Below are 12775 nucleotides of genomic sequence, written 5' to 3' on the forward strand. Positions count from 1 at the left end.
GTCTTGGCATAGCGTTCAAAGCCACCTTCGGCAAATGTTGTCTGTCTCATGGTATTTATGATTCAATGGAAAATAAGCTTATATTACCGTTTCTGAATCATTGCTCGGGGACTTAATCAGAGATTCCTTAATTCTTTAACCAATAATCTGGCTGTCCATAGATGGCTTTCAGGGTATCGATAAAAAACCGCGTTTTCACCGGCAAATGCCGTTGTTGCGGGTACACAGCGACGATGTCGTATTGTGGCAAGGCATAATCATCCAGCACGGTAATCAACTCGCCTGAGATCAGTTGTGACTGTATCTCCCAAGAGGAACGCCAGGCCAGGCCCAGGTCTTCACAAGCCCAGCGATGTAGCAATTCACCATCATTGCAATCGAGATTGCCAGCCACTTTGATGGTCACAGGCTTGCCGTTTTGCTGGAAATACCAGCCGCGCTGTTGCCCGCCCTGCAAATTGAACGCCAGGCAATTATGCTGGGCTAAGTCTTCCAGCGTGCGCGGTATGCCATGCCGTTCAAAATAAGCTGGCGTGCCACAGACCACACGGCGGTTGCTGGCCAGCTTCACTGCAACGAAATTGGGATCAATATTGCCGCCTATACGTATACCCAGGTCATAACCCTCACGTATCAGATCGACCACCCTGTCAGTCAGGTTGAAGGAAATCTGTACGGCAGGATTGGCCTTGACGAATTGCGGCGCATGCGGCGCTACATGCTTGCGGCCGAAGGCGGCGGGGGCAGAGACGATGAGATGACCGGTGGCCTTGTGTCGTCCTTCAGATACCAGTTGATCGGCATAACCCAGGTCTGCCAGCAATTTGCGGCAATGATCGAGGTAGACCGTACCCTGCTCTGTCAGCGTCAGATGACGGGTACTGCGGTGCATGAGCTTCACGCCCAGGCGCTTTTCCAGCGCATCGATGCGGCGGCCCAGCATGACCGGGGTGATGTTCTGGCCCAGCGCGGCACGTGCCAGGCTGCCTTTTTCGACGACATCGACGAAGGCTTCGATTTGGGTGAGTTTGTCCATGATCTATTGTGTTTTGATTGCTTAAAACCCCTCACCACAGAGACACAGAGACCCCGAGGAGGCACAGAGAAAATCTTTGAAGAGCCATTATTCCATACTTTTTGTATTGAATAAGACGAGAATTTGTCGTCTTATCAGACCGCATTTTTGCCTTTAGCATGTGTTTCAAGATCTGCATACACACAACTAATAGCAAAACTGGAGAGCAAAATGGCAAAGATGACGGCGGCGCAGGCGGCGGCTTATGTGTTGGAAAAAGAAGGCGTGCATCAGGCGTTTGGGGTGCCGGGTGCGGCGATCAACCCGTTTTATGCGGCGCTCAAGAAGCAAGGCACCATCAAACACATACTGGCGCGCCATGTGGAGGGGGCTTCCCACATGGCCGAAGGCTATACCCGCGCCCAGGCTGGCAACATTGGCGTCTGTATAGGCACATCCGGCCCGGCAGGTACGGACATGATTACCGGCCTGTATTCTGCCCAGGCAGATTCCATACCCATACTCTGCATTACCGGGCAGGCTCCAAGGGCGCGGCTGTATAAGGAAGACTTCCAGGCTGTGGATATAGAATCCATTGCCAAGCCTGTCACCAAGTGGGCGGTAACGGTGCGTGAACCGGCACTGGTGCCCATGGTATTCCAGCAGGCTTTTCACATCATGCGTTCTGGCCGCCCTGGCCCGGTACTGATTGACCTGCCATTTGATGTACAGATGGCCGAGATAGAATTTGACCCTGACATTTACCAGCCGCTGGAAGTGTATAAGCCCAAGGCCAGCCGTGCCCAGATAGAAAAGGCGCTGACCATGCTCAATGATGCAGAGCGCCCTTTGATTACCGCTGGTGGCGGCATCGTCAATGCCAATGCCTCAGCCTTATTGGTGGAATTTGCTGAACTGACCGGCGTGCCTGTCATACCTACCCTGATGGCCTGGGGTGCAATAGCTGACGACCACCCGCTGATGGTAGGCATGGTGGGCCTGCAAACCAGCCACCGCTATGGCAATGCGACCATGCTGGCATCAGACTTTGCACTGGGCATAGGTAATCGCTGGGCGAATCGTCACACTGGTTCCATTGACGTGTTTACCAAGGACAGAAAATTTGTCCACATCGATATAGAACCCACGCAAATTGGCCGTGTGTTTGGCCCTGATTTTGGCATCGTCTCTGATGCAGGTGCGGCATTAAAACTTTTCATCGAAGTTGCCAAAGAATGGAAAGCCGCAGGCAAACTCAAGGACCGTTCTGCCTGGTTAGCCGATTGCCAGCAACGCAAACGCACCATGCTGCGCCGCACGCATTTTGACAATGTGCCGGTGAAGCCGCAACGCGTCTATGAAGAAATGAACAAGGCCTTTGGCCGCGAAACCTGCTATGTCAGCACCATAGGCCTGTCGCAAATCGCCGCTGCGCAATTCCTGCATGTGTATTACCCGCGTCACTGGATCAACTGCGGCCAGGCTGGCCCGCTGGGCTGGACCATACCGGCAGCACTTGGCGTTTGCGCTGCTGACCCGCAACGCCAGGTGGTTGCCATCTCTGGCGATTACGACTTCCAGTTCATGATAGAAGAACTGGCCGTCGGCGCGCAATTCAAGCTGCCTTACCTGCATGTGGTCGTCAATAATTCTTACCTGGGCTTGATACGACAGTCGCAGCGCGGCTTTGATATGGATTATTGCGTGCAACTGGCGTTTGAAAACATCAATGCGCCAGAATTGAATGGCTATGGGGTTGATCACATCGCCGTCGTTGAAGGCCTGGGTTGCAAGGCAATCCGTGTGACCGAGCCCAGTGCCATTGCAGATGCCTTTGCCCAGGCCCAGCGCTGGATGCAAGAGTTCCGCGTGCCGGTGGTCGTCGAAATCATACTGGAGCGCGTGACCAATATTGCCATGGGTACCGAGATCAGCAATATCAATGAATTTGAAGAGCTGGCGACGGAAGATGGCCATGCCCCCACCGCCATTGCTCTACTTGATTAAACACTGGACGAAAAATTTACAGGTGCCTGGCCTCCCCGTCCGGCACCCCGTGAACTCCCGCAGCATGCCTGCGGGAGGCTTACGGTCACTCATCTACAAGGATATGCGATGACCAGACTGGCCGCCAATCTCAGCATGCTGTTTACCGAGCATGCATTCCTCGACCGCTTTGCCGCTGCCGCGCAGGCAGGTTTCAAGGCTGTGGAATTTTTATTCCCCTATGCTTTTGAAGTAAAACAGATCGCAGAAAAACTGCAGGAAAATAATCTGCAACTTGTATTGCACAACCTGCCCGCTGGTAACTGGGAAGCAGGTGAACGCGGTATCGCCTGCCACCCTGATCGTGTTGATGAATTTCGCCAAGGCGTGGATGTCGCCATCGCTTATGCCAAAGCCTTGAATGTCAAGCAACTGAATTGCCTGGTCGGCATACGCCCGGCAAATGTCAGCGCACAAGAAGCAGAGCAAACCTTGGTCAGCAATCTTCATTATGCGGCGGACAAACTGAAAGCAGCGAATATCAGCCTGCTTATCGAAGCCATCAATACCTACGACATCCCCGGCTTCTTTTTATCCGGCACGCGACAGGCACTGGACCTGATACGTGCCACCGGCTCAGACAATATTTTCGCGCAATACGACATCTATCATATGCAGCGTATGGAAGGTGAAATCATCAATACCGTTAAGAATAATCTGGGCAAGATCAAACATATACAACTGGCCGACAACCCAGGCCGCTTTGAACCGGGCACAGGTGAGATCAATTACCGCACTATCTTCGCCGCACTGGACGACATGGGCTACCAGGGCTGGGTAGGTTGCGAATACAAACCACAGAACGGCACTGTCGCTGGACTGGGCTGGATTAAATCGCACGGTCTCTAATATCTTAAGACCTCTCAACACAGAGGCACAGAGACACAGAGAAAGGCATGAGGAAAAACAAAAGCAGTATTTCATTCTCTTTCCTTTTTTGAATGAAAGGGGTTTCTCTAAGTTTTTCCTCTGTGTCTCTGTGCCTCTGTGGTTAATGGTTTTCATCACTTACTAATATATTATCTGGAACATTTATCATGGCTAAAATTGGATTTATAGGTTTGGGTATCATGGGCGCACCTATGGCTGGGCATTTGCAGGCGGGTGGGCATAAGCTGTATTTGCACGACATCAAGAACCCGCCGTTTGAATTGATAGAACGCGGTGCCACAGTGTGTACTTCGGGCGCAGAAGTCGCCAGGCGTGCTGACATCATCATCATCATGGTGCCGGATACACCGCATGTAGAAGCTGCGCTGTTTGGTGAAAACGGTGTTGCTGCTGGCCTCGAAGCTGGCAAGATCGTGGTCGATATGAGTTCTATTTCGCCCATCGCTACCAAAGACTTCGCCAAGAAAATCAACACCCTGAAATGTGACTACCTTGATGCGCCTGTGTCCGGTGGGGAAGTTGGCGCCAAGGCGGCAAGTCTGACCATCATGGTCGGTGGGCCGGAAGCTGCGTTTGACAAGGTCAAACCCCTGTTCGAACTCATGGGCAAGAACATCACTCTGGTCGGTGGCAATGGCGATGGCCAGACCACCAAGGTTGCCAACCAGATCATCGTTGCCCTGAATATACAGGCCGTGGCGGAAGCCCTGCTGTTTGCATCAAAGGCTGGTGCAGACCCGGCCAGGGTCAGGCAGGCACTGATGGGTGGCTTTGCTGCATCCCGCATACTGGAAGTCCACGGTGAACGCATGGTCAAACGCACTTTCAATCCCGGCTTCAGGATAGAGCTACATCAAAAAGACTTGAATCTGGCTTTGCAGGGGGCAAAAGCTTTAGGGGTATCCTTGCCAAATACCGCAACCGCGCAGGAATTAATGAATGCCTGCTCGGCGAATGGCATGCGTGGTCTTGATCACTCGGCTCTGTGCCGGGCAATTGAGATTATGTCTAATCATGAGATTGCCAAGGTTTGATCGTTGTTGGCCTTCATGTGGATGCACGAAAAAAATTCACCTGGCGATAAGCTGTTTGAAGGCATACTTGGATTTGAAATTAGTATTCAGTAGTTCATGCAAATGAATTTACTCGTAGGTTGGGCTACGCTTCATCAGCCCAACAATCGGCGTTTCAATGACGTATGAGTTAATCAAAGGCCCAGTGTTGGGCTGGTAAACCGTAGCCCAACCTACGACGCACGGCCCGGCCTACAAAGACATAGTTTTTCAAGAAAGCCCACAATGACCACTCTAGCCCCACGCCAGTTCTTGCTCGATCTGTACACCAGCGCCGTCGCCGCTGTCAACGCCGAGAAGTGCCTGCCCGCCTTTTTGCCAACACCACCAACAAAAGGCCGCACCCTGGTCATAGGTGCAGGCAAAGGCGCAGCAGCCATGGCCAAAGTAGTGGAAGATCACTGGCAGGGTGAACTGTCGGGCCTGGTAGTAACACGCTATGGCCACGGTGCAGATTGCCGCAAGATAGAAGTGGTAGAAGCTGCCCACCCAGTGCCCGACGAAGCAGGCAAGCAGGCCGCAGCACGCATACTGGACATGGTGCAAGGGCTGAGCAAGGATGACCTGGTACTCTGCCTGATCTCTGGCGGAGGCTCAGCCCTGCTGGCCCTGCCTGCGGATGGCATCAGCCTCGAACAGAAGCAGGCCATCAACAAGGCCTTGTTGAAAAGCGGTGCAGCGATCTCTGAAATGAATTGCGTACGCAAGCATTTGTCAGCCATCAAGGGTGGCCGCCTGGCACTGGCCTGTGCCCCGGCACGGGTAGTGACCCTGCTGATCTCCGATGTACCCGGTGATGAACCCGGCATCATCGCCAGCGGGCCTACGCTGCCAGATGCAACAACTTGCGCAGAGGCGCTGGCGATCTTGCGCAAATACGACATCGCTATTCCAGCAGAGATTTTTCAGCATCTGGAAAGCGGCAAAGGTGAAACACCCAAGCCGGATGATGCGCGTTTTGCAGGTCACAGCCATCATGTGATTGCTACAGCACAGGAAGCATTGGAAGCCGCCGCAGCTACCGCACGTGCAACAGGCGTCACGCCGTATATCTTGTCAGACGGTATAGAGGGCGAAGCGCGTGATGTCGCCCTGGTACATGCTGCGCTCGCGAAGCAGGTTGCCAAACATGGCCAGCCATTCCAGAAACCTTGCGTATTGATTTCTGGCGGTGAAACCACCGTCACCGTGCGCGGCAAGGGGCGTGGTGGCCGCAATGCAGAATTTTTACTGAGCCTGGCTGTGGCACTTGACGGTCATGCAGATATCCACGCGATAGCCTGTGATACCGACGGCATAGATGGCTCGGAAGATAATGCCGGCGCACTGTACGCGCCAGATTCAATAGCACGCGCCGCAGCGAAACAGTTACGCGCCCGCAGCCTGCTGGAAAACAATGACGGCTACGGATTTTTCAACGCACTCGATGACCTGGTCGTCAGTGGCCCTACCCGCACCAATGTCAATGACTTCAGGGCCATCCTGATCTTGTAAGTCGTAATCCAGATTCCAGAGGCAGCAAGAATCACGGTGCAAAGCGCCGTGATGGCTGCCGCCTATTACAAATGAAAGCATACTATGCACCGTAGCCGCAAAGCAAAGATTGTCGCCACCCTGGGCCCTGCCAGCAATAGCAAAGAAGTCATCAAGGCATTGTTTGAAGCCGGTGCCGATGTATTCCGTTTCAACTTCAGTCATGGCAGCCATGCTGACCACCAGTTGCGTTGCCATATCGTGCGTGAGATAGAAGCCGAACTGGGCCGCCCTATTGCCATACTGGCCGATCTGCAAGGGCCCAAACTGCGTGTAGGCCAGTTCAGCAATGGCAGGGTAATACTTACCGCTGGGCAGGAGTTTGTACTCGATAGTGACAGCACTCCTGGCGACGTCAAACGCGTTTGCCTGCCTCACCCTGAATTGTTTGCCGTCATCACTGCGGGGCAGTCGCTACTACTTGACGATGGCAAGCTGCGCCTGCAAGTCCTGGACAGCGATGGTCACAGCATATGCACCCGTGTCATCGTCGGTGGCAGCCTGTCTGACCGTAAAGGTGTGAACGTGCCAGATGCGGTATTACCCATCCCGGCGCTGACAGACAAAGACCGGCGCGACCTCTCATTTGCGCTGGATATGGGCGCAGACTGGATCGCCCTGTCTTTTGTACAAAGGCCGGAAGACGTGGTGGAAGCCAAGGCGCTGGTAGCAGGGCGTGCAGGAGTATTATCCAAACTCGAAAAACCGGCAGCGCTGGACCGGCTGGAAGAAATCGTCGCTGTATCAGATGCCATCATGGTGGCGCGCGGTGATCTTGGTGTGGAGTTGCCGCCAGAACGCGTGCCCGGCGTGCAAAAACGCATCTTGCGCGTTTGCCGCAGCCATGGCAAACCCATCGTCATCGCCACCCAGATGCTGGAATCCATGATAGCCGCACCTGTGCCCACACGCGCCGAAGCCTCGGATGTCGCCAGTGCGATTTATGACGGGGCCGATGCGGTCATGTTGTCGGCAGAATCTGCCAGTGGTGCCTACCCGGTTGCAGCAGTTGAAATCATGAACCGCATTATCTGTGAAGTAGAGCGCGACCCGTTGTACAAGAACATGATCGCGGCCCAGCATGAGACACCGCAAAACAACAAAGGCGATGCCATCTGCGCTGCCTTGCGTGAAGTCACACAAATAGTCGGCGCGGTTGCCACGGTCACGTATACCAGTTCCGGCCACACCAGCCTGCGCGCCGCGCGCGAAAGGCCGATGGCACCAATCCTGAGTATCACCCCGAGGCCAGCGACAGCACGTCGTCTGGCCCTGGTCTGGGGTGTGCATTCCACCGTCAGCGATGCTGTACCGGATGAAAACATGCTGGTCGCCACTGCCTGCAACACCGCCTGGCAAGAAGGCCTGGCACAAGTCGGTGAACAGATCGCGATTACCGCGGGTGTGCCTTTTGGCCAGCCCGGCTCCACCAATCTATTGCGGATAGCCGAGATCTGGCCGCAGCCCTAGCAATCAGCACTTCACTCCCAGACATTGACATCGCTGGCGGTATGAAAATCGAGGCGCTGGGGATTGACGACGCAAAACCGGTGTCCCGTTGGAGCCTCCATGACGACCCAGCGTTCCATGACTTTGACGACTTTGGCACCGAGTTTTTCCAGACGCTGAACCTCAGCTTCCTTGTTGTCGGTTTCTATATCGAGATGAATGCGGCTAGGGTGTTCAACCTTTTGCACCAGCATTTTCGGGCCGGCAGGGGTGGCATCCAGTACCGCGTATTTCTCATCCGCATCTGCCGCCGGATAACCCAACGCCCCGGCCCAGAAATTGGTTCCAGGCTCAATATCTTCCACCTGGCAATCAATCACAAAACATGCCAATCTACTTTTATGCATTTTGATCTCCTGTGATTTGTTTATTCTGTGTACCTGAGCGAGTTCAGGCATATATAAAGAATAGCAAAAAAGCAGGATGTTGGCCTGGCGTACTTTTGCACCTTCTGGCAAATAAAAAAAGGGACAGACATTTTGCATGTCTGCCCCAACACTCAATTGCTTATTTATAGGTGGCTTATTTGTGTTTGCAGGCCTTGGTTTGCAAGCTTTATTTACGCAATTTCAGTTGATTACTCTCAGTCGTAAGTCGCTGACACACTCACGCCAGAGAAACTCTGTCTGGCGTTGAGCATGATGTAGTACCAGCGATTGGCAACTGGGTTGGCGATGGTCACGCTTTCATCATTGCCGCTCTTGACTGAACCGTAATCGTAGATACCTGTGCTTGGGTATTTGTCCATGGATACATACAGATCCACATCACCGGTACCGCCACTGGTTGTCAGTTTCAGATTCTTCGCACCGGCTGGAACCATGATGTAGGTATAGGCCTGGGTGCTGGAAGCAAAATTACGCTTCACGCAATTTTTAGCCAGATAGCTACCGGCCGGGCAATCAGGCAGGCTGTTATCGACTGGCAATGGTGGCTCACCTGCTGTAGTTGCGGCAGCAACCCAGGCTGTGAACTCATTGTCGTAACGTGTGCCTATATTGGCCATATAGGTTTGGTAGCCATCATAATCACCAACGCGGAACTTGGCGATGACTGCATCGACGTCGCTACGGTGTTTTTCCATCATGAAGCGGGTGGCCATATAACCCCAGCTATAGGCGCGTGTCACATAGTCAGCCATGGAATAAGTGTTGCCAAAAATCTGGCTCAACTTGTAGGTGCCGGTTTTTGCTACGTCTATGGCTTTCTGGTTATTGTTTTTCAGTGACAGGTATTCGGCTATGCCTTCTATCCACCAGACGGTAGGCTTGGCAGTGCCTGCACCAAAATCACCTTTCATGTCGAAGCGGCCATCAAGGTAATGGACGTATTCATGTTGCAGATTCCAGACCTGGAAAGTCGGGCGCAGCCAGGATGCTTCATGCGCAATGAAGCGCGCCTGATTGGTGGTTGAGCTAGGGTCACCTTCCAGATACATGCCGCCATTGTTGGTGTCGATGCCATACAGTATGGAAGCATATTTGCTGTAGTTGGTATAGTCATCAAACACGACTACTTCGAGCGCGGTGTTGTTGTCACCGGCTACTGGCTGACGCTTGCTTTGCAGCATGGTATGGAAATAATTTTCCTCAGTTGCCAGCATGGAGCATGAGTCCTGCAACTGTGCCGTGGTCATGTCCTGGGCACGGATTTTCAGACTGGGGCTGCACGTATAGTTGTTTTTGAGGATAGTATTGGCCAGCGTAGTTTCATAATTGCAGGTGCCGTATTCTGCGCAATTGGCAGTGTCATAGTACTTGACTGCTGACGCGGCATTCAGCCAAAGCATGCTGTCATTGCCTGTCATGCTGGAATGGCTGAGCTGGTACTTGACCATGGGCTTGACCGTAGGCAGCAGATTGGCATACTGCATGAAACGGAAAGCTTCATTCTCGGTATCGCTGAGTTGATACTCAAGGCTGGTGCCCAGCAATGCTGCCTTGTTGTTGACGACGAAATTGTTCAGTGCAGTCGCATACGACACGTCATTACGCAGGATAGGTAATGCATCAGGGCGTGAGTGGCCATAGAACAGGATGGTCAATGCAGCCGTGTAAGCGTCAGCAACAGTGGAAGACTTCAAGGCATCTGTTGCCGCTGGATTGGATGAAGTATTCGTGTAGCGCGTGATGATGTTTTTGACGCTGCTCAGGTAGTAAGCTTCATCATGCAGGTTGGTCACCAGTTTCAAAGTCTCAGCCGCTGTGCTTGGGCCAACGTTGTTGGTCTTGAACAGCTGATTGCCATCGACCAATTGCTTGATAGGCCCACGCATGCTGGTCAGGTAATTTGCCGACGGTGCAGGTATCGTATTGCTGCCTGCCAGGTAGTAACCGGCGCGCAGGTAGATGATAAGGTTGACCAATGCCATGTTGGTGGCATTGTAGTTGGTCGCTTCTTGCGCAAAGCGATTGATAACTGCAGTGAAATTGGCTGGAGAATACACCTTCGCTGCATCAGTCGCATTCAATGAAAACAGACCATAATGGCATTCATAGCTGGGCAAGTTGACGATGTAAGTCGCCAGTGCATCGCCGCTGTAATTCGCCAGCGTCGCCATGTTTTTGCAATCATCTGACGGTGGTGGTGCCATCAGATTTTTTTGCTTGTTGACGATGCCCAGGTCCAGGCGTGTCGCATTGGTTGGTGGCAGATTGAATTTCTTTTGCTCTGCCGTTGGCGGCAGACTTTGCCTTTGATGCGGCATAGGCGCTTGCTTAAGACGCGCATGGTCTTCGGCATCCGCCGCATGCACCATCTGAACCAGACCTGTGAAGCTAAGGGCCATCAGCCCCGCCATGCTTGCTATTTTATGTGGATATAACATGTAATACGTCTCCCTGATGATTGTAGAGTTTCAGGCAATACCATCCCCTTCAGGCTTTTTCATCCGCTAGCTTGTAAGCTAGCGTCGCCTGAATAATTCGAAGAAGGTCTTTACCAGCCCCCATATATGTAGAAGCAGCAGACATGCATCTGCATGCCGCTGCTTCCGCTTCCCTTTAGCAATATCCGTCAACTCCCTATTTATTAGCGCCGGATACTGCATTAACCAAATCGTGTTTACTAAATTTGTTTATGATTTGGTTGAAATATATTAGTAATATATTTTATAAATATCTAGATCATTTTTAACAAAACCAGAAAATTGGGCATTTGTTAAGCAGGGCGGAATTTTAGTGCTGTAAGCCATTGATTGGAAAGAATAATGTTTTGAAAAGTTGTAATTAGACGTAACAGACTGAATTTTCTTAAGGTAGCAAAAAAACTTTTTGTTTTCTGCTCGATACCCCTGTTGACATTAAGCAAAAGCAACTTTATGCTCAAGACATGAATATTTTTTCCACATCCGTTTTGCATGTAGCTCAACATCAGTCACATCGCTGGCTGGGAGAGCTATTGCCTGGATGAATGTTAAGCCCCATCACCAAGAAAGCCCTCTCAGCCTGCACAGAGGGCTTTTTTATTTCTGCAGCCAGCAGGGCAAAGCGCTCTCGCCCTGCAGCTATGTTGCAATGCAGTGATGGAGTGAAATATGGAATTAAGAGTAGAAGAACAAAGTCGTGGTACGCGTATTCTGGTCGGTGATGAAGTCAGGGAAAGACGCCGTCTCCTTAACGCCCTGATCGGTATCGCTGAAGCTAATGGTTTTAATGAAATCATGTTGCCATCGCTGGAACCGGCGAATATCTATGTCAACAAGGCTGGCCCGGAAGTGCTGTCGCAGATGTATGTCTTCCCGGATAAAAAGGGCAGGCAACTGTGCATGCGTCCCGAGGCTACGGCTACGGTACAGCTGCTCGCCGACAAACACTTCAAGCAAAAGAAAAATCTGAAGCTCTGGTATTTCGAACGTTGCTGGCGGTATGAAAAACCACAGGAAGGACGCTATCGCGAATTTTTCCAGTTTGGTGTGGAAATCATCAATCCTGACAATCCTGCCTGTCGTGCAGAGTTGCTGGCCATGGCTGAACAGATGGTGGCTTTGAAAACCGGTGCTTATGAAGTCGCTAGCTCAGTCAAACGCGGCCTCGATTATTACACTGAAGCTGGTTTTGAAATATCTGTTCCTGCACTAGGCGCACAGAAGCAAGTTGTAGGCGGTGGCAGCTATCAGCAGGGCGTAGGTTTTGGCCTTGGTTTTGATAGACTGATGTTGTGTAATACATAAAATCTGTCCTAAAAAAGAAGCTTGCCGAGCATTGATCCGGCGAGCTTCTTTCAAGTTTCTGGTCCCATTCATCCCCATAAATAACCGTTGAACCCAGTCAAGTTACTGTTAGTCGCAACGGGTTATAGCCTTGTAAAAGTGCCTGCTATTCTGCGTCCATGGATGAAGAAAATCATCCGGCAGACAGGAGAGAAAAATGCATACTCAAACAGAAAACACTTTGGTCACCGTTGAAACAACAACTAACAGGAGCGATAACATGAACAACACAAACAACAACCCGGTTCTGGACTTTGCCAAGAACCTGGCAGACACGCTGGTCTATGCAGGCCGCCATGCTCTTGACTGGGTATTACAGGCATCATGGAAGAAGCTCTTGCTGACTTCTTTGCTGACTTTGATCACTGGCGGCATATTGCATTTATCATCACTGGCAAATGGCCTGGTGTTTGGCGCTATCATTGCCAAAATATTTGCTGACAAAGACAAAACAGCAAGCAACCCACAAACTGAATAAGCCGCCTGGTAAAACTGGCG

10 protein-coding genes are annotated in these 12775 nt (G+C 51.9%); 7 read left to right on the forward strand and 3 right to left on the reverse strand.

What is annotated here, in order from left to right; translation table 11 throughout:
• Positions 1–127 precede the first annotated feature (127 nt).
• Positions 128–1036 carry a LysR family transcriptional regulator gene (locus tag ACO0LI_RS16035; protein ID WP_423033651.1) on the reverse strand — a complete coding sequence of 303 codons (909 nt, stop codon included), beginning with the start codon at positions 1034–1036 and terminating at the stop codon, positions 128–130.
• A gap of 210 nt (positions 1037–1246) precedes the next feature.
• On the opposite strand from ACO0LI_RS16035, the gene gcl reads away from it, so the two are divergent.
• The 5 genes from gcl (at position 1247) to pyk (ending at position 8028) form a co-directional block, all read left to right on the forward strand.
• A complete protein-coding gene (gene gcl / locus ACO0LI_RS16040) occupies positions 1247–3022 on the forward strand; it encodes a glyoxylate carboligase (RefSeq protein ID WP_423033653.1) in 1776 nt (591 codons plus the stop codon).
• Positions 3023–3130: 108 nt separating this feature from the next.
• Positions 3131–3910 (forward strand): hydroxypyruvate isomerase, encoded by a 780-nt coding sequence (gene hyi / locus ACO0LI_RS16045; RefSeq protein WP_423033655.1) that lies wholly within the window; start codon positions 3131–3133, stop codon positions 3908–3910.
• Between the two features lie 188 nt (positions 3911–4098).
• Positions 4099–4986: a 2-hydroxy-3-oxopropionate reductase gene (gene glxR / locus ACO0LI_RS16050; RefSeq protein WP_423033657.1), complete on the forward strand. Its 888-nt coding sequence runs from the start codon at positions 4099–4101 to the stop codon at positions 4984–4986.
• A gap of 264 nt (positions 4987–5250) precedes the next feature.
• The gene (locus ACO0LI_RS16055; RefSeq protein ID WP_423033659.1) at positions 5251–6519 is read left to right on the forward strand and encodes a glycerate kinase type-2 family protein; all 1269 of its coding nucleotides are present in this window, start codon (positions 5251–5253) and stop codon (positions 6517–6519) included.
• Between the two features lie 84 nt (positions 6520–6603).
• On the forward strand, positions 6604–8028 hold the full coding sequence (pyk, locus tag ACO0LI_RS16060) for a pyruvate kinase (protein WP_423033661.1): 1425 nt from the start codon (positions 6604–6606) through the stop codon (positions 8026–8028).
• Positions 8029–8039: 11 nt separating this feature from the next.
• On the opposite strand, the gene ACO0LI_RS16065 is transcribed toward pyk, so the two are convergent.
• A complete protein-coding gene (locus tag ACO0LI_RS16065) occupies positions 8040–8414 on the reverse strand; it encodes a VOC family protein (RefSeq protein ID WP_423033663.1) in 375 nt (124 codons plus the stop codon).
• Positions 8415–8650: 236 nt separating this feature from the next.
• Entirely contained in the window at positions 8651–10894 is a 2244-nt protein-coding gene (locus ACO0LI_RS16070) for a collagenase (protein ID WP_423033665.1), read from the reverse strand.
• Positions 10895–11602: 708 nt separating this feature from the next.
• Between ACO0LI_RS16070 and ACO0LI_RS16075 the strand changes: the two genes are divergently transcribed.
• Both ACO0LI_RS16075 and ACO0LI_RS16080 read left to right on the forward strand, forming a co-directional pair.
• A complete protein-coding gene (locus tag ACO0LI_RS16075) occupies positions 11603–12238 on the forward strand; it encodes an ATP phosphoribosyltransferase regulatory subunit (protein WP_423033667.1) in 636 nt (211 codons plus the stop codon).
• Positions 12239–12497: 259 nt separating this feature from the next.
• On the forward strand, positions 12498–12755 hold the full coding sequence (locus tag ACO0LI_RS16080) for a hypothetical protein (RefSeq protein ID WP_422953845.1): 258 nt from the start codon (positions 12498–12500) through the stop codon (positions 12753–12755).
• Positions 12756–12775: the final 20 nt, after the last annotated feature.

The organism is Undibacterium sp. Tian12W (genome assembly GCF_049339405.1).
In the GTDB taxonomy this organism is placed as follows: Bacteria; Pseudomonadota; Gammaproteobacteria; order Burkholderiales; family Burkholderiaceae_D; genus Undibacterium.

What these genes read in the sequence shown, in the direction of transcription:
- ACO0LI_RS16035 (WP_423033651.1), bottom strand. Translation starts at nt 1,036, where the DNA reads ATGGACAAACTCACCCAAATCGAAGCCTTCGTCGATGTCGTCGAAAAA.
- gcl (WP_423033653.1), top strand. Translation starts at nt 1,247, where the DNA reads ATGGCAAAGATGACGGCGGCGCAGGCGGCGGCTTATGTGTTGGAAAAA.
- hyi (WP_423033655.1), top strand. Translation starts at nt 3,131, where the DNA reads ATGACCAGACTGGCCGCCAATCTCAGCATGCTGTTTACCGAGCATGCA.
- glxR (WP_423033657.1), top strand. Translation starts at nt 4,099, where the DNA reads ATGGCTAAAATTGGATTTATAGGTTTGGGTATCATGGGCGCACCTATG.
- ACO0LI_RS16055 (WP_423033659.1), top strand. Translation starts at nt 5,251, where the DNA reads ATGACCACTCTAGCCCCACGCCAGTTCTTGCTCGATCTGTACACCAGC.
- pyk (WP_423033661.1), top strand. Translation starts at nt 6,604, where the DNA reads ATGCACCGTAGCCGCAAAGCAAAGATTGTCGCCACCCTGGGCCCTGCC.
- ACO0LI_RS16065 (WP_423033663.1), bottom strand. Translation starts at nt 8,414, where the DNA reads ATGCATAAAAGTAGATTGGCATGTTTTGTGATTGATTGCCAGGTGGAA.
- ACO0LI_RS16070 (WP_423033665.1), bottom strand. Translation starts at nt 10,894, where the DNA reads ATGTTATATCCACATAAAATAGCAAGCATGGCGGGGCTGATGGCCCTT.
- ACO0LI_RS16075 (WP_423033667.1), top strand. Translation starts at nt 11,603, where the DNA reads ATGGAATTAAGAGTAGAAGAACAAAGTCGTGGTACGCGTATTCTGGTC.
- ACO0LI_RS16080 (WP_422953845.1), top strand. Translation starts at nt 12,498, where the DNA reads ATGAACAACACAAACAACAACCCGGTTCTGGACTTTGCCAAGAACCTG.